The sequence below is a fragment of the Agrobacterium sp. 22-223-1 genome, assembly GCF_053522385.1.
In genome coordinates, this window is the sequence record NZ_JBNWCN010000001.1 from 1564089 (window position 1) to 1580512 (window position 16424).

The 16424-nt window shown below is 60.2% G+C and carries 16 protein-coding genes; 4 read left to right on the forward strand and 12 right to left on the reverse strand.

Translation table 11 applies throughout. The features are described 5' to 3' along the window. Nucleotides 1-22: 22 nt before the first annotated feature. Both ACQZ60_RS07775 and ACQZ60_RS07780 read right to left on the reverse strand, forming a co-directional pair. Nucleotides 23-1243, reverse strand: coding sequence for an LL-diaminopimelate aminotransferase (locus ACQZ60_RS07775; protein ID WP_059758717.1), 1221 nt, complete (start codon nt 1241-1243; stop codon nt 23-25). A 302-nt stretch (nt 1244-1545) separates the two neighbouring features. After that, a complete protein-coding gene (locus tag ACQZ60_RS07780) occupies nt 1546-2505 on the reverse strand; it encodes a nucleoside hydrolase (RefSeq protein WP_031233910.1) in 960 nt (319 codons plus the stop codon). Nucleotides 2506-2689: 184 nt separating this feature from the next. On the opposite strand from ACQZ60_RS07780, the gene ACQZ60_RS07785 reads away from it, so the two are divergent. Continuing rightward, a complete protein-coding gene (locus ACQZ60_RS07785; protein ID WP_031233909.1) occupies nt 2690-3493 on the forward strand; it encodes a TSUP family transporter in 804 nt (267 codons plus the stop codon). A 48-nt stretch (nt 3494-3541) separates the two neighbouring features. Here the strand turns inward: ACQZ60_RS07785 and ACQZ60_RS07790 are convergent, their stop codons facing one another. The 8 genes from ACQZ60_RS07790 to hemN all read right to left on the reverse strand — a co-directional run bounded on the left by ACQZ60_RS07790 (nt 3542) and on the right by hemN (nt 11655). After that, nucleotides 3542-4237, reverse strand: coding sequence for a nitrogen regulation protein NR(II) (locus ACQZ60_RS07790; protein WP_020810296.1), 696 nt, complete (start codon nt 4235-4237; stop codon nt 3542-3544). Nucleotides 4238-4516: 279 nt separating this feature from the next. Then, nucleotides 4517-5446, reverse strand: coding sequence for a lipid A biosynthesis lauroyl acyltransferase (locus ACQZ60_RS07795; protein ID WP_423753072.1), 930 nt, complete (start codon nt 5444-5446; stop codon nt 4517-4519). A 5-nt stretch (nt 5447-5451) separates the two neighbouring features. Beyond that, nucleotides 5452-6480 carry a zinc-binding dehydrogenase gene (locus tag ACQZ60_RS07800; RefSeq protein WP_174056829.1) on the reverse strand — a complete coding sequence of 343 codons (1029 nt, stop codon included), beginning with the start codon at nt 6478-6480 and terminating at the stop codon, nt 5452-5454. 157 nt (nt 6481-6637) lie between these two features. Further along, the gene (locus tag ACQZ60_RS07805; RefSeq protein ID WP_003524844.1) at nt 6638-7921 is read right to left on the reverse strand and encodes a beta-ketoacyl-ACP synthase; all 1284 of its coding nucleotides are present in this window, start codon (nt 7919-7921) and stop codon (nt 6638-6640) included. A gap of 11 nt (nt 7922-7932) precedes the next feature. Beyond that, nucleotides 7933-9129, reverse strand: a complete 1197-nt coding sequence (locus ACQZ60_RS07810) for a beta-ketoacyl-ACP synthase (RefSeq protein ID WP_080851947.1) — start codon at nt 9127-9129, stop codon at nt 7933-7935. Nucleotides 9130-9338: 209 nt separating this feature from the next. Next, on the reverse strand, nt 9339-9818 hold the full coding sequence (locus tag ACQZ60_RS07815) for a 3-hydroxyacyl-ACP dehydratase FabZ family protein (RefSeq protein ID WP_020810293.1): 480 nt from the start codon (nt 9816-9818) through the stop codon (nt 9339-9341). 88 nt (nt 9819-9906) lie between these two features. Beyond that, the gene (locus ACQZ60_RS07820) at nt 9907-10191 is read right to left on the reverse strand and encodes an acyl carrier protein (RefSeq protein ID WP_003495848.1); all 285 of its coding nucleotides are present in this window, start codon (nt 10189-10191) and stop codon (nt 9907-9909) included. Between the two features lie 114 nt (nt 10192-10305). After that, nucleotides 10306-11655: an oxygen-independent coproporphyrinogen III oxidase gene (hemN, locus tag ACQZ60_RS07825; RefSeq protein WP_448735019.1), complete on the reverse strand. Its 1350-nt coding sequence runs from the start codon at nt 11653-11655 to the stop codon at nt 10306-10308. Between the two features lie 213 nt (nt 11656-11868). Between hemN and fnrN the strand changes: the two genes are divergently transcribed. Then, entirely contained in the window at nt 11869-12594 is a 726-nt protein-coding gene (gene fnrN / locus ACQZ60_RS07830) for a transcriptional regulator FnrN (RefSeq protein WP_080851943.1), read from the forward strand. A gap of 293 nt (nt 12595-12887) precedes the next feature. Here fnrN and ACQZ60_RS07835 read toward each other — a convergent pair whose 3' ends face one another. After that, a complete protein-coding gene (locus ACQZ60_RS07835) occupies nt 12888-13196 on the reverse strand; it encodes a hypothetical protein (RefSeq protein WP_080851942.1) in 309 nt (102 codons plus the stop codon). Between the two features lie 33 nt (nt 13197-13229). Next, nucleotides 13230-13769: a hypothetical protein gene (locus tag ACQZ60_RS07840; RefSeq protein ID WP_425647317.1), complete on the reverse strand. Its 540-nt coding sequence runs from the start codon at nt 13767-13769 to the stop codon at nt 13230-13232. A gap of 25 nt (nt 13770-13794) precedes the next feature. On the opposite strand from ACQZ60_RS07840, the gene ACQZ60_RS07845 reads away from it, so the two are divergent. Further along, entirely contained in the window at nt 13795-15654 is a 1860-nt protein-coding gene (locus ACQZ60_RS07845) for a PHA/PHB synthase family protein (protein ID WP_448735020.1), read from the forward strand. Nucleotides 15655-15684: 30 nt separating this feature from the next. Then, complete coding sequence (sfsA, locus tag ACQZ60_RS07850; RefSeq protein WP_271046057.1) at nt 15685-16404, forward strand: DNA/RNA nuclease SfsA; 720 nt, start codon at nt 15685-15687, stop codon at nt 16402-16404. Nucleotides 16405-16424: the final 20 nt, after the last annotated feature.

Consider the following 16424-nt stretch of genomic DNA (forward strand, 5'->3'; position numbering starts at 1 on the left):
ACCCGGCCGCCTTGGGTTGCCCTTATCTGTGGGCGTTGAGCGAAACGACGTTATGCATCGTTTCGTCTGCGCTCGACAGGAAACGCTTCAGATTGCGCGCTGCCTGACGAATTCGATGCTCGTTTTCCACGAGCGCGAGACGGACGTAATCGTCGCCCATCTCGCCAAAGCCGATGCCGGGAGCAACGGCGATATCTGCCTTCTCGACCAGAAGCTTGGAGAATTCCAGGCTGCCGAGATGGCGGAATTTTTCCGGGATCTTCGCCCAGGCGAACATCGTCGCCGCCGGCGGCGGAACTTCGAAACCGGCCTTGCCGAAGGTATCGACCATCACATCGCGGCGGCGGCGATAGACATTGCGCACTTCGGCGATGTCGGAACCGTCACCGTTCAGCGCATGGGTCGCCGCAACCTGGATCGGCGTGAAGGCGCCGTAATCGAGATAGGACTTCACACGCGTCAGCGCCGCGATCAGCCGCTCGTTGCCGACGGCAAAGCCCATGCGCCAGCCGGGCATGGAGAAGGTCTTCGACATGGAGGTGAACTCCACCGCAACGTCGATTGCGCCGGGAACTTCGAGAACCGAAGGCGGCGGATTGTTTTCGTCGAAATAGATTTCCGAATAGGCAAGGTCGGAAAGCACGATGATCTCATGCTTCTTCGCAAAGGCGATCACGTCCCTGTAGAAATCCAGCGAGGCGACATGCGCCGTCGGGTTCGACGGGTAATTGACGATCAGCGCCAGCGGCTTCGGAATGGAGTGGCGCACCGCGCGCTCCAGCGGTCCGAAGAAGCTGTCATCCGGCTCGACATTCATCGAACGGATAACCCCGCCCGCCATCAGGAAGCCGAAGGCATGGATCGGATAGGTGGGGTTCGGACACAGGATAACGTCACCCGGCGCGGTGATGGCCTGCGCCATATTGGCGAAGCCTTCCTTGGAGCCGAGCGTGGCGACGACCTGCGTGTCGGGGTTCAGCTTCACGCCGAAACGGCGGGCATAATAGGCTGCCTGCGCGCGGCGAAGGCCGGGAATGCCCTTGGACGAGGAATAACGATGGGTGCGCGGGTCCTGAACGACCTCGCAAAGCTTGTCGACGATGGCCTTCGGGGTCGGAAGGTCGGGATTGCCCATGCCGAGATCGATGATATCGGCCCCGGCCGCTCGCGCGCTCGCTTTCAAACGGTTGACCTGTTCGAAGACGTATTGCGGCAGACGCCGGACCTTGTGAAACTCTTCCATCTCTTTCCTCATGGGAATGGACCGGTTCTGCCGGCCCATAACGAAGGTTCGTTTTTTGTTGTTAAACGCCGCCGACACGAACCGACCCGGCAGGCGTTATTCATTGTAGCGCAAAGCACGGGAAAACCTACAAGGCTTTTCTCGTCCCACGCCGCATAGCGGTGATCCGCCCGTCCTTCCGGCACGGCCTTCTCAGCCCCGCCGGCAAGGCGGATCGCGCACTATGATCAGGGAACTTGCATAACGCCAGATTCTTGGAAAATGCAAGGCAAGCCATGCTCAAGAACGGCCATTCCTGCCCTTCAGCCGCGCTCACCCTTCACAATTGCCGCACGGATGACCGAAAGCACGCGCTCCGGCTCGATATCCGTGCAGATGAGCTGGCTCGGATGCCCGTCCCAGTCGCCCGGCGGAAAGGCGCGGCCATCCGGCTTCTGGATCGTCTGGCCGTCGGCAAGACCGCCGCAGACCACACGCACCGGGCCGCTGCGGGTGGTAAACAGTTCCGGCGCAACGAGATAAACGCAGGCGCAGCTATCATGCACCACCATGCCGTCGCCGGTGCGGGTCTTGTAGAAATCGATATAGAATTGCGACAGGTCGGAAAGCAGCTGCACGGGCTTGCCGCCGGCCTCTGCCATCTCCGCCATGAAGGCGCTGGTCATCACGGTTTTTGTCGTCACGTCCAGACCGACGACAACAACGCGCCAGGGCGCGGTGAAGACGAGATCGGCCGCTTCCGGATCGCCGTGAATATTGGCCTCGGCCGCCGGCGAGACATTGCCGTTCATGTCGAAGGCGCCGCCCATGACGATCACTTCCTTCACCAGCGCGGCGAAATCCGGTTCCTCACGCAGTGCCAGCGCCAGATTGGTCATGCGGCCGACGGCGATCAGCGTCACCTCGCCGGGATGGGCCTTCACCGTCTCGATGATGAAGCGATGCGCCGGGCGCGGATCGAGCGGCAGATCGATGTTTTCAGGGATATCGATATCGCCGAGACCGTTTTCGCCGTGGATGAAAGTCGGCCAATGGCCTTCCTTGCGGGCGGGATCGAAAGTCACGCCGGCGCCTCTCGCAACCGGTGCGGTCATCTGCCATTCCCGCTTGAGGAAGAGCGCATTGCGGGTGGTGATATCGATGGGGGCGTTGCCGAAAACCGTGGTGACGCCGATCAGATCGATATCGGGGTGACGGTGCAGGAACAGAAGCGCCATGGCGTCGTCCACACCGGGATCCGTATCGAATATCACTTTATGCATAATGCCCTCATCCATATGTCTTCAAGCGCCATCCGCTTCTGCCGGCGACGCGCCACGGAAACATAACGATAAGCGGCAACACCGCAATCCCCCCGCAGGCGGCATATCATGCAGAAAAATATTGCGTGGCGGTCTTTTCAGTGAAAGAAGAAGCCCTCTCCCGCCGCCTGCCCGGATATCCCCAGTGCAAGACATCGCCCTCAACGTATTTATCGTTCTCTTCTGCGTCGCCATTTTTGCCGGCTTTATCGATTCCATCGCCGGTGGTGGCGGTCTCATCACCATTCCAGCGATGCTGATCATGGGCATTGCACCGCTCGATACGCTCGGCACCAACAAGCTGCAATCGCAGTTCGGCTCTGCCTCCGCCACCATCGCCTATGCCCGGCGCGGCCATGTCAATCTGAGGGAACAACTGCCCATGGCCGTCATGGCCATGCTTGGCGGCGGGCTCGGCGCGGTCACCGCCGCCTTCGTGCCGTCCGACCTGCTGCGCACCATCATGCCGTTCCTGCTGATCGCGATTGCGATCTATTTCGCCTTCAAGCCGCAGCTCAGCGATATCGACAGCCATCGCCGCATCACACCCTTCGTGTTCGGCTTCACCGTCGCGCCGCTGGTGGGCTTCTACGACGGTGTTTTCGGCCCCGGCGCGGGATCCTTCTACATGCTCGCCTTCGTGGCGCTTGCCGGTTTCGGCATGTTGAAGGCAACCGCCCACACCAAGCTTCTGAATCTCGGCTCGAACTTCGGCGGTTTCGTTGTGTTTGCGATAGGTGGTGCGGTTTTGTGGAAGCTCGGCCTCGCCATGGGCGTCGGCCAGTTCATCGGCGCACAGATCGGCTCCCGCTTCGCCATGAAGAACGGCGCGAAGATCATCCGCCCGCTGCTGGTGCTTTCCTGCCTGGCCATGGCGACGAAGCTCCTTGCGGATGCATCATCCGCATGGTCCATCGCCGCGATATGGGAAACCGTGTTCCCGAAATAGCAGGAAACGGCAAAGCCGGGAGAGTGTCGTCAGAGACCAGCGGTGACGTCACGCCGTGGCGCGACGTCTGCGATCGGCAATTTCCCGGATCACCACCATGGCGCCGACGAGCTTGTAGGCGGAGGAATAGCAGGGGGACATTTCCAGCGACTTCACGATCGTCCGGCCGTTCTGATCTTCCGCATAGGTATATTTCGACGTATCGCCCTTGAAGCAATTGTCGAGTTTTTCCCGAAGGTCGTTCTGGAAGCGGTGGACGCCGACGAGTTCGGCAATGTGGCAGCCGACGAGCCCTTCCGGCGCATTACGCTGGAAAGCGTCAAGCGCATTGGCAAAGGACACGCGGTAGCCGGGAGAAACGATGACCACCGGCTCGTCCAGATCGTTGAGCATGTCCTCATCGAGGATCAGATGGCGGTGATGCCATTCCAGGGTGTCCTCGTCCTCGTCACCGATGACCTTGGCCTTGGGCGGCATGCCGACATAACGGTCGACCAGGGTTCTCAGAAGCTCGGAATTGCGCTGCACGCAGCCGAGATCCTCCGCCTCGTGGTTCAGGAGGTCGATGGCGAAACGGAACTGTTCGCGAATATCCTCGGAGTTTTCAGTCTGACGCCCGACGACCCGCTCGAGAAGCTGCTCCAGTTCGCGCTCCAGCACTGCGATCTTGTCGGCTTCGTTTTTACCAACGGCAGATTGCAGTTCCGTATAACGCAGCCAGAACAACTCAATCAAATCTTTCAACCCAACTCTCCCTGAACGGGCATAACCCGGTTCCCAATGCGAACGGATTAACCCTTTGCCCCCTGATTATAGCGTCTTTGCGCTTAAAAATGACGTAACGAAACGCAGGAACGCCGCGAGGATTGATGTCCAAAATATCACAGCAGCCGCCAATTTTTCAATTTCGATAATCCATGAACGAAAAATGAGGTTCCGCTAATATGGAAAAACACCGAAACGCATGGTTTCCCGGCCGAATTTCGTGAAAGTCGCGGAAAATCCGGCCGCACGGCAGTCACCTCAAATCTGGTGCTTCACGTCCCAGCGGTCGTGATACCACAGCCATTGTCCGGGGTATTCGCGCACCCAGCTTTCCACCTTGTCGTTCAGAAGCTGCGCCGTCGCCTGAATGTCGACATTGCCCTTTTCATCGCGCGGAATTTCAACCTTGGGCTCTATTTCCAGCCTGTAGCGATTGTCGGGAAGACGCACGCAACGGGCCGGATAGACATCGCAGTTGAACTGCCGCACCAGCTTGGCAAGCAGCGGATTGGTGCGAACTTCAAGGCCAAAGAACTTCGTCGTCAGACCCTTGCCGAACTTCTGGTCGACGAGCACGCCGACACCGCCGCCCTTTTCCAGCTGCCGCGCAAGCGCGAAAGAGGAACCGGCGTGCGACGGCACGAGATTGCCCATGCGCTCCTTGCGGAAATTGAACACCTTGTCGGCCACGAAAGGATTGTTCGGCGGACGGAACAGCACCGTTACATCGAGACCGAAAGCCGAGCCGGCCACCGGCAGCAATTCGAAATTGCCGCTATGGGCGGTAAAGACGATGAAGGGCCGCGGATTGTCGCGCAGCTCGAGGAAGGTGGGGATGCCCTCGACCTCGATGCGGCCCGGTTCGTTCTTTTCCGGATCGAAATCGAACAGCCGGTCGAGAAACACATATTCCGCCGCAAGCCGGCCCATATTGGCCCAGCTGTCCATGGCGATCTCAAGCCGCTCCTCCTCGGATTTCTCCGGAAAGGCGCGCGCCAGATTATGGAGCATCAGCTTGTGGCGGCCGGTTTTCGGCCCCACCCAGCGCGCCAGCCGGTCGGCGGCGCGAATGCCCGCATCGGCGGGAAAAAGCTTCAGCAGATTGAGGAGGCCGAAGGCGAATGTCGCAATCAGCCACTGCCGGAAGTGGTCCAGTTTCAGGACAATCCGTGTCAGGTACAGCTTCAAGATGCTCAGTCCATTCGCAGAACGATCTTGCCGAACACCTGGCGCGTCTCCATGCGCTCCAGCGCCCGGTCGATATCGTCGAAGGTCACTTCGGTGTCGATGACGGGATGAACGATGCCGCGCGCCATCTTCTGCATGGCGTTGGCCATGTTTTCCATGCGGCAACCGAAGGAGCCGAGCAGCTTCAGCTGCTGCTGGAACAGCATCATCAGGTTGATATCGGTGGAAACGCCCGACGTGGAGCCGCAGGTGACGAGACGGCCGCCGCGCTTCAGCGAGAACATCGAACCCGCCCAGGTGTCCTTGCCGACATGTTCGAACACGACGTCGACGCCCTTCTTCTTCGTCAGCTTGCGCACGACGCCTTCGAAACGGTCGGTCCGGTAGTTGATGACGTGGTCGGCGCCCAGCGCCTTCGCCCGTTCGATCTTGTCGTCGGAACCGACTGTGGTGATGACGGTGCAGCCCATCTTCTTGGCAAGCTGGATCGCCGCCGTGCCGATGCCGGAACCGCCGGCATGGATGAGGATGGTTTCGCCCGGCTCGAGCTTGGCATTGTCGAACAACATGTGCTCGACGGTGCCGAAGGTCACCGGTGCGAGAGCCGCAGCAACGGCATCGACGCCATGCGGCGCGGGCACCAGCTGGCGGGCGGGAATATTGATCTTTTCCTGCGCGAAACCGTCAAGGTGGAAACCGTGCACGCCCTGAACATGTTCGCACAGATTGTCACGGCCTTCGCGACACGGCTTGCACAGCCCGCAGGTGCGCGCGCCGTAGATCGACACGAGTTGGCCGGGCAGCACGTTCGAAACGCCCGGACCGATGGCTTCGACCACGCCCGAAGCCTCGGCACCGATGGTGAGCGGCATCTTGCGCTTGGCAAAAGCCATGCCGCGCCAGCCCCATACGTCGATGTGGTTGAGCGCGACGGCCTTGACGCGCAGCGTCACCTCGCCCGGCGCCGGTGCGTCCGGTTCGGGCAGGTCCACTTTTTCGAGCTTCCGGTCGTCCACGAGTTGAAGAGCGCGCATATATCAGTCCTTCGCCCAGGGGCGTTTATCTGGGGGCGTTATCTAAAAGCTATTCCCGCAAAACTCTGTAACCGTTTTGCGGCCGGAATGCGTAATCAAAGAAGCGAGAGCATTTCCGCAATTGCCGCGGAAACGCTCCTGTTGATGGCGAAACCGGTTAAGCCGGTTCCCGCGTCATGACAAGGCTTGCATTCTGCCCGCCGAACCCGAAGGAGTTGGACAGAACCGCACTCACCTGAGCATCCCGCTTCACATTCGGCACCACGTCGAGCGTGATGGTCGGATCGGGATTGTTGTAGTTGATCGTCGGCGGCAGGGTGCCGGTCAGCATGGTCTGCAGCGAGAACACCGCTTCCACGGCGCCTGCTGCGGTCAGGGTATGGCCGATCATCGACTTGTTGGACGATAGCGGAATATCCTTCAGGCCCTCACCGAAGACGGCGAGCATGGAGCCATATTCCATCTTGTCGTTTTCCGGCGTCGAGGTGCCGTGGGCGTTGATGTAACCGATATCGCTTTCTGCCACGCCCGCATCGGCAAGCGCCGCACGGATCGTCGCAATCGCCGGGCCGCCATCGGGCGAAGACCGCGTGCGGTGGAAGCTGTCGGCCTTTTCGCCCGCACCTTTGATGATGCCGAGCACCTTCGCACCGCGTGCAACCGCAGCTTCCAGCGATTCCAGCACCAGCGTCGCCGCACCTTCGGCGATCACGAAACCGTCGCGGTCCTTGCTGAACGGCTTGGAGGCCTTTTCCGGCGGGTCGTTCTGGGTCGAAAGCGCGGAGAGAAGCGAGAAGCGAATGAGCGCCTCGGCACTGACCGAACCGTCGGTGGCGACCGTCAGCGCCCGCTCGGTGCGGCCCTGGCGGATGGCCTCGACGCCGAGCTGGATCGCGGTCGCGCCCGATGCACAGGCCGTAGACAGCGTGACAGGCAGGCCGCGCGTGCCAAAACGGTCGGAAAGACGCTCGGAAATCGCGCCGAACAGGGCAGCTTCCTGGAATGCCGGGTCGGGACGCTGGCGGAAGGCCGTCAGGAACCGCTCATAGGCGTCACCCGGCTGGGCGGCCGGCGGAGACCGGTCGGCAAGCTCGAAACGGGCGCTCCATTCCGGCTCGATAGGCGGCGCTGCGAGAAACAGCGGGCCGTCGAAATCGCCGGAGATACCGGCCTGCGCCAGCGCTTCGATGGTGGTTTCGCGCGCGAAGGCATAGGAACGCTCGACGGAATTCGGAACCGGGATATCGATGAAATCCACTGTGCCGCTGATGCGGGTCGAAAGCCCCTCGGTCGGGAAACGGGTGATCTTGTGAATGCCCGATTTGCCCGATGTCAGCGCCGCCCAATTATCGGCAAGCCCCTGCCCGAGCGAGGTGATGATGCCCATGCCGGTGACGGCGACGATGGGACGACCGAGATGATCCCTGAAATTGGAAGTCATGGTCTTTCTCCTCAAACGTCGCGGGACAGAACGGCGACACCTTCGCCGCGCACATGGCCGACGGTGGTGACGACGGCTTCGCTGGCCGCCTCGCCCATGGGCTTTTCCTCAGCCGCATCGAAGGTAGGCACCTTCGCGCCGCTTTCAAGCGTCAGCGCGGCAAGCGCCAGGCCGAGCGGGAACTGTGCTTCCAGCCCATGACCGGTGACGCCGCCAAAACCGCGAATGACGGCATTCGGCAGGGCCTTTTCGAGAATGTCCTTCTCGCGGGCCGTCACGCCGTCATAACCGCTCGCGCCGGAAAATACGACGGTCGCCGCGCTGTCCTTGGCGGGTGCAAGCAGCCGCTCCATGCGCTTTTCCATCTTGCCTTCGTCGCGGCTGCCGCGGTCGCCCTCGATGGCGTCGATGCGGGCATAAATGCGCGCGCCGCGCTCGCTGGCGTGCTTGCGCGATTCCAGCACCAGGAAGGCACCGAGCGAACCGGAAACCATGCCGCCGCCTTCCTGGCCCTCGCGCGACCACAGCGGCTGCCAGCCGCCCTGCGCATGTGCGCCGATGGCCTCAAACAGCAGGATCATGTCGGGACGTTCCGCCGAGAAAGCGCCACCCACCAGCGCATGGCTCGATTCGCCGGAGCGGATGCGGTGGAACGCAGTTTCAACGGCGGAAATGCCGGCCGCTTCCTCGCCCATGAAGGTGCGGGAAGAGCCGGTAACCTTGTGCACGATGGAAATATTGCCGGCCATCAGGTTGGAAAGCTGGGCGAGAAACAGCGTCGGGCGCAGCTCGGTCGTCAGCTTCTCGTTGAGCAGCTTTTCGCGGTCATTGCGCTTCAGCGCTTCGTCGACGATCAGCGTATCGACATTGATGTCGCGCTCACCGCCGCCGGCGGCAACGATCATGTCCATGGTGGCGCAGGCTTCGGCATCTTCCTTCAGCCCGGCATCGTCGAGTGCGAGACCGGCGGCGAAAACACCGAGGCGCTGCCAGTTTTCCATCTGGCGCTGGTCGCCGCGCTTGGCGATCTGCGCGGACCAGTCGATCTCCGGCATGGGATGGACCGGATAGGGCTTGAACTTTTCGGTCTCGACCACCGGCTCCGGCACGGCGGTTCCGGAAAGAAGCGCCACATGCGCCTGGCTGCCGACGCCGTGACAGGTCACGATGCCGACCCCTGTTATCACCACATCATTGTCAGATTTCATCGTCTGTCATCCTTTGCAGCCGGCCCCGTCGAAACGGTCACGGCTATCCAACAGCGGTCGCGAACAACCACTTCATGCGTTGCGGAATAAAGCGCGCGATGCGGATTGGCAATGGTGAAGGCCTGATCCGCCGTCGCGAGCCCACGATTTTCGTGCTCAAAAACCGGGCCGGCGGGAAAAACGCTCTCTTTCGAAACGGACGGAAACGCTTATTTCTGCGCATCCGCGGCAATCGCCGCCATCAGGCCGACTTCCTCGGCCCGCTTCTTGACGATAGGCCCAAGCGGGATTTCGCTGAAGGGCATGGTCCTGAGCTTAAGCTGCGCGTCGCAGACCTTCTTGCCATCCGAGGTGATCTTCGCCTTGGTAACAGCAAAGCCGGAACCGTCATGCTCCAGCACCGCCTCGATGTCGAGAACGGCGCCCGGCTCCACGAAGGTGCGCATCTTGGCGCCGTCCACCGACATCAGGAACGGCATGGACGCAAAATCGGAAAACGCCAGAACCAGCATGCCGGAAGCCTGCGCCATGGTCTCGATCAGAAGCACGCCCGGAACCAGCGGCATGCCGGGAAAGTGGCCTTCGAAAACCGGGCTTTTGTCGGGAACGACAGACTGCGCCTTCAACGTGCGCGTCGTCATGTCCACGGCCTCGACCTTGTCGATCATCTGAAAATATTCAAGCAGCATCCGTCCGGCCCGTCTCTGGTCGGTTAGTCATGGTTTGCCCGCAGGCGGCATCAAAAGAAAATGCCCGCTGTAAGCGGGCATTGTCACATCAGCCCTTGGCTGCGCGCAATTCATCGATCTTGGCGCAAAGGTTCTTCAGCACGAAATATTCTTCGGTGGAAACCTTGCCTTCGTTGACTTCCTGCGTCCACTGCTCGAGCGGAATCTTGATGCCGAATTCCTTGTCGATCGCGAAAACGATATCAAGAAAGTCGAGGCTGTCGATGCCCAGATCGTCGATCGTGTGGCTCTCCGGCGTAATGGTTTCGCGGTCGATTTCGCTGGTTTCGGCGATAATGTCGGCAACCTTGTCGAATGTAGCTGTCACGCCCATAATCCTTATTGTCGTTCGTATGAATTATCCTGTCTGACGCACCACATAGGCAAGTCGCACAAAAAAGCCAATGGTTTCGTGACGTAACTTTGAAATTTGCCCCAAAACTGTTGCCTAAACAGCAACCGAATGACGGCCGCGTCCATTGCCGAGATAGGCGTCGAAGATTGCCGCGATGTTACGCACGAAGGGCTTTCCAGCCTCCGTCACCGCAAAAATATCGGCGTCCATCCGCACCACGCCGTCCCTGTCGCTTGCGGCAAAATGCTGCGCCTGGGCTCTCACGGAATGGCTGACCTTGCCGAAACGGTGCTGCAACTGCGAAAGATCGATAGCGAAATCGCACATCAGCCTTTCGATGACATGCGAGCGCAGATGATCGTCCTGCGACAACTCTATGCCCTTGACGGCGGCAAGACCGCCCTCGCCCACCATTCGCTGATATTCCCCTGTCGCCACCATGTTCTGCACGTAGCCCTGCGGCAGCCTGCCGATGGACGATGCGCCAAGCCCGATCAGCGCATCGGCCGTGTCGGTCGTATAGCCCTGAAAATTCCGCCGCAGGGCGCCCGCTTCGGCGGCCTGGCATAATGTATCGGTCGGCTTGGCGAAGTGATCGATGCCGATGGCCTCGTAACCCGCCTGTTTCAGCATTTCCGCCGCCATCGTCATCTGGCGGTAGCGCTCGGCAATATCCGGCAGGGCGTGCTCCGGGATCAGCGACTGGTGTTTTTTCATCCACGGAACATGCGCATAACCGAAAAGCGCGATGCGATCGGGGTCGAGCGACACGATCTGGTTCACCGTCTTTTCCAATGTCCCGCAGGTCTGGAACGGCAACCCATAAAGAATGTCGCAATTGACCGAGTGAACGCCCCTCGCCCGCACCGCATCCACCACGGCTTTCGTCTGTTCGAAGGACTGGATGCGGTTGATGGTTTTTTGCACTTTGTCATCGAAGTCCTGAACCCCGAGGCTCGCCCGCGACATGCCGATGGCGGCAAGCGCATCGTAGCGGCTGTCATCCAGATCGTTGGGGTCCATCTCGACGCTGATCTCGGGTGCGAGGCCGAAGGTGAAATGACGCCGCAGACAGTCCATCAGGCTCTGCATGTCCTCCGGCTTCAACATGGTGGGCGAGCCGCCGCCGAAATGCACCGCACTCACCACCGCATCCGGCGAAACAAGTGCGCCGACGGCTTCAATCTCCTGCTTAAGTGCTTCAAGATAAACGGCAATCGGCTCGTATTTCAGCGTGTTCTTGGTGTGGCAGGCGCAGAACCAGCACAGCCGGTCGCAATAGGGAATATGCAGATAAAGCGACAGGCGATTCCTGTGACCGAGCGCGCCGAGCCAGCGGCGATAGGTGCCATTATCGATTCCCTCGTGAAAATGCGGCGCGGTCGGATAGCTCGTGTAACGCGGCACTGCACCCGAATATTTGTGAAGAAGTTCGGTATTCATCGCCCGATTTGCCTTTTATCAAGAAAATGTCGATTTCCTCTCTTTCAGTAACGGCTGCGACAGTTTGCAACTTTGACTTCAATCAAATTGCACCGTAAGTTCTTGCTAAAGTAGACGCAGGGGCGACGGCTACGTGGCGAAAGCCTTGCATGAGACCGGATTTGACACCCACGGTCGCAATCGTCCTGAAAAAGCCAGCATTGGAAAAGGCTTATGGACACGCTGCAGAAGACCATCCACAATTCGGAAGAACCCGTCGTTTGTCGCTCCTGCGAGGCGCGCCATGGCGGGCTTTGCAGCAGCCTGACGCCGCAGCAGCTTTGCGAGCTGAACCGCCATTCCAGCCGCAAGAAACTGGAAGCGGGCAATGAGCTTCTTGGCCAGGGCGAACTCGTCACCTCCTACGGCAATATCCTGAACGGCGTGGTGAAGCTATCGAAAATGATGTCGGACGGCCGCCAGCAGATCGTCGGCCTGCAATTCGCACCGGACTTTCTCGGCCGCCCCTTCATGGCGGAAAGCAAGATGACGGCGGAAGCCGCAACCGATGTGGAGATTTGTCTCTTCCCGCGCCGCGTCGTCGACCGGATGGTTTCCGAAGTGCCCGATATGGAACGCAAGCTCCACAACCAGTCCCTCAAGGAACTGGACGAGGCGCGCGACTGGATGCTGACGCTGGGGCGCAAATCGGCGCAGGAAAAGGTTGCCAGCTTCCTTTACATGATCGCCACCCATATCGACCCGGAAAACGACGACAAATCCTGCTTCGACCTGCCGCTTTCACGCGCCGATATCGCCGACTTCCTCGGGCTGACCATCGAAACGGTTAGCCGGCAAATGACCAAGCTGCGCAAGGAAGGCATTATCCGCATCGAGAACAATCGCCATATCACCGTGCCCGATCTCGACGTGCTGAGCGAAGCCGCCGGCAACGACTGACGGAATTCGCCTCTCACTGCCCCTGAAGTGCAGGTGCCCCGAAATTGATGTGCGGCGCCCGCGCCTGAGCGGGTGCGAGCGCAAAACCGGCAAGAACCAGCAAAGCGGCGATGCATTTCATGATATTTCACCCCGTGCCCCGCTTTTTCAGCGGCCTGTTTGTTATGGCCGCATCATAAGCGGCAAACCTCATCCATCCGCTTAACATCTTGGGTAAGCGGAAGGTTCAGAGGCAGGGTAAAGAAGGGGTTATGATTGCCACTCCTCCCGCAAGAGAGAGCCGTCGAAGCAAATCAGGCTTTCGCTGCAAGCAGCAACAGGACGAGGGAGAGAGGGCTGGACATGCCGGCCAGTACAAAAGCGAATACGCAGGCGACCCCGTAACTTAGCCACCCTAAACGATATCGCGTGGCCGCACCCCACAAGCAAACTAAAATATTCAGAACAAAGATCGATATACCGAGAAACATCGACGGCCCCACGTCGAGTAAGCGCAGGACAAGAGGCAGAACGCCCAACAAAACTACAAAAACTAAAAGCACTTTTGGATTGCGCATTTCGACCAAAACCGGTTTCGCAAAATATAGCGCCAAAGCTGCCATACGCGATGGCCATAGCATGTATTGATTTGGGATTTATTGCGAGGCGGCAGGCGTCGCAACCGGCTTCTGGTTTTCGGCAAGCGCTCGCAGCTCCGCCACGCGGCGCTTGTATTCGGCTTCCGAAATCTGGCCGTTGCGCCGTGCCGCACCGAGCCGCGACAGGCTCGATTCCATGGTGGAGGCCTCATCCTCGCCCATCTGGGTGCCAGCGGCCGTCAGCGGCTGCGAAAAGGTCGGATAGGTGCCGGTGTCGCGCTTCTGGCTCACCGCAGTGTCGCTGACCGGGCGCGGGCCGACGATTTCGGCCGTCGGGCGGCGCATATGGGCGGGCGCGACGATCGGCTCCGGAGCCTTGCAGGCGGCAAGTGTGGCGGCGAGCATTGCGCCGGAGAGCGAAAGCACAGCGATTCTTGCCGCATTTTCCGCATATGTTCCCCATGTGCCCATGTGCTTGCCCATCGTCATGTTCCGCCTGTAAGGATATCTGCCGATATCGAATTCGACCACGGTTCGGCGCTTTGCCGCCTCCCCTTGCTGGTGGAACTTGTATTCGTTTTCATGCAGAATGTGCAAACACAAATTTGGTGGAGGATGTTGCATGGCAGGTGTTGACGGCGGGGACACGAAAAAGGGCGACAAAACGCCCGGCTTCGACGCCAGCTCCGCCGAGGCCTACCTGATCCGCGACCCGGAAACCTTCGCGATCAATATCGCCCGTGCGCTCGAAAATCTCGGCAAGGCCGCATCCGAGTGGCTGGCGCCGCGCGAACGCGGTGAGATTCCCCAGACCAGCGCCGATCCGGTAACCGATCTCGTCAAGACGCTCTCCGATGTCGCCGAATACTGGATGGCCGAACCGAAGCGCTCGCTCGAGGCGCAGACCCATCTGCTTTCCAGCTATTACGATCTCTGGGCGAAATCGGTGGCGCAGTTTTCCGGCGATGCCGATTCGGCCCCGGAAAAACCCGCCGAAAGCGGCCCTGCGGAACGCAGGAGCAGGCGTTTTGCCGATGCCGACTGGCAGGCCAATCCGTTCTTCGATTTTCTCCTGAAGGCCTACCAGACCACCGTCGGTTTCGCCGACCGGATGGTGACGGAGGCAGACGGGCTGGACGAACATACCCGCACCAAGGCGCTGTTTTACATGCGCCAGGTGACGGAGGCCCTTTCGCCGGCCAATTTCGTCTTCACCAATCCGCAGGTCTTCCGCGAAACGGTCGCCTCCAGCGGCGCCAATCTCGTCAAGGGCATGGCGCAGCTGGCGGAAGATGTCGCGGCCGGCAACGGCCACCTGAAACTGCGCCAGACCGATTACAGCAAATTCGTCATCGGCCAGAATATCGCCGTCACGCCGGGCAAAGTGGTGGCGAAAAGCCCGCTCTGCGAAATCATCCACTATGCGCCGACGACGCAGAAGGCCTTCAAACGGCCTTTGCTGATCGTGCCGCCATGGATCAACAAATTCTACATCCTCGATCTCAACCCACAGAAATCCTTCGTCGGCTGGTGCCTCGAGCAGGGCCACAGCGTCTTCATGGTCTCCTGGATTAACCCCGATGCCCGCCTCGCCGACAAGGGCTGGGACGATTACGTCTGCGAAGGCATCGATTTTGCGCTGGATACCATCGAGGAGCGGACTGGCGAAAAAGAAATCAACGCCATCGGTTATTGCGTCGGCGGCACTCTTTTATCCTCGGCGCTGGCGCTGCATGCGCAGGAAGGCGATGAGCGCATCCGCAGCGCCACGCTATTGGCCGCCCAGACCGATTTCATCCATGCCGGCGATCTCAAGGTCTTCATAGACGAAGGCCAGCTTGCGGCGCTGGACAAGCACATGCAGGCGGTCGGTTATCTCGACGGTTCGATCATGGCGACCGTCTTCAACATGCTGCGCGCCTCCGATCTCATCTGGCCCTATGTGGTCGATAACTACCTGCGCGGCGCCGAGCCCCTGCCCTTCGACCTGCTCTACTGGAACTCCGATTCGACCCGGGTGACGGCCGCCAGCCACTCTTTTTATCTGCGCAATTGTTACCTCGAGAACAACCTCGCCCGCGGGCTGATGCGGGTCGCCGGCAAGCGGATCAATCTCGGCGACATCAAAATCCCGGTCTATGACCTTGCCACCCGCGACGACCATATCGCCCCGGCGAAATCGGTATTCACGGGTGCTGCGCTGTTCGGCGGGCCGGTGGAATTCGTGCTCGGCGCATCCGGCCACATAGCCGGCGTCATCAACCCGCCGCAGCTTGAAAAATACCAATATTGGACAGGCCCGTCACCGGCCGGAGACTTCGACGGCTGGCAAGCGGCCGCCACCCCGCACAAGGGCTCCTGGTGGGTGCACTGGCAGAACTGGATCGAAAGCCAGGATGGCGAGAAGGTAAAGGCGCGAAAACCGGAGGACGGCAAGCGTCCCGTGCTCGGCGATGCGCCGGGAACCTATGTCCTTTCCTGACCCTCCATCATTTCTCACCTTTCAGGCCACATGTTCTTCACACCCCCGCTTACTCCCGCCACGCTGATCGCCCGCTACAAACGCTTCCTGTTCGATGCCGTTCTGGAAGACGGCACCGCGATCACCGGTTCCTGCCCCAATACCGGCTCCATGCGCGGGCTCACGGCTCCGGGCTCCCGCATATGGCTGTCGGAACATGACAGCCCCACCCGCAAGTACCGGCACATGCTGGAAATGGTCGAGGCTGATGGCACCACGGTCGGCATCAATACCGGCATGCCGAACCGGCTGGCGGAAGAAGCGATCCTGAACGGCCGTATTCCGGAACTCGGCGGCTATTCGACAATCCGCCGCGAACAGAAATACGGCCGCAATTCCCGCATCGATTTCCTGCTGTCCGAGCCCGGCCGGCCGGACGCCTATGTGGAAGTCAAGAACGTGCATTTCATGCGCGAGCAAGGCCTCGCCGAATTTCCCGATACCGCCACCAAACGCGGTGCGAAACATCTGGAGGAACTGGGTGACGCTGCGGAAGCAGGTTACCGTTCGGTGATGCTCTATCTCATCCAGCGCGACGATTGCGACCGGATGCGCATCTGCGACGATCTCGATCCCGTCTATGCGCTGGCGTTTCAGCGGGCGATGGCGCGCGGCGTGGAGGCCTATGCGGTGAAATGCACGGTCTCCCCGGCACAAATTTCGGTCAGCGGAACGGTTAAGATGGACGAATGGCGTCCGGCTGTTTTATGAACAGGGACGTAAAGAGACAG

Excerpts from the sequence above, each read along its gene's own strand:
- ACQZ60_RS07810 (WP_080851947.1), bottom strand. The coding sequence starts at position 9,129 with ATGAAATCTGACAATGATGTGGTGATAACAGGGGTCGGCATCGTGACC.
- hemN (WP_448735019.1), bottom strand. The coding sequence starts at position 11,655 with ATGAATACCGAACTTCTTCACAAATATTCGGGTGCAGTGCCGCGTTAC.
- ACQZ60_RS07780 (WP_031233910.1), bottom strand. The coding sequence starts at position 2,505 with ATGCATAAAGTGATATTCGATACGGATCCCGGTGTGGACGACGCCATG.
- ACQZ60_RS07805 (WP_003524844.1), bottom strand. The coding sequence starts at position 7,921 with ATGACTTCCAATTTCAGGGATCATCTCGGTCGTCCCATCGTCGCCGTC.
- ACQZ60_RS07815 (WP_020810293.1), bottom strand. The coding sequence starts at position 9,818 with ATGCTGCTTGAATATTTTCAGATGATCGACAAGGTCGAGGCCGTGGAC.
- sfsA (WP_271046057.1), top strand. The coding sequence starts at position 15,685 with ATGTTCTTCACACCCCCGCTTACTCCCGCCACGCTGATCGCCCGCTAC.
- ACQZ60_RS07835 (WP_080851942.1), bottom strand. The coding sequence starts at position 13,196 with ATGGCAGCTTTGGCGCTATATTTTGCGAAACCGGTTTTGGTCGAAATG.
- ACQZ60_RS07800 (WP_174056829.1), bottom strand. The coding sequence starts at position 6,480 with ATGCGCGCTCTTCAACTCGTGGACGACCGGAAGCTCGAAAAAGTGGAC.
- ACQZ60_RS07820 (WP_003495848.1), bottom strand. The coding sequence starts at position 10,191 with ATGGGCGTGACAGCTACATTCGACAAGGTTGCCGACATTATCGCCGAA.
- ACQZ60_RS07775 (WP_059758717.1), bottom strand. The coding sequence starts at position 1,243 with ATGGAAGAGTTTCACAAGGTCCGGCGTCTGCCGCAATACGTCTTCGAA.
- fnrN (WP_080851943.1), top strand. The coding sequence starts at position 11,869 with ATGGACACGCTGCAGAAGACCATCCACAATTCGGAAGAACCCGTCGTT.
- ACQZ60_RS07845 (WP_448735020.1), top strand. The coding sequence starts at position 13,795 with ATGGCAGGTGTTGACGGCGGGGACACGAAAAAGGGCGACAAAACGCCC.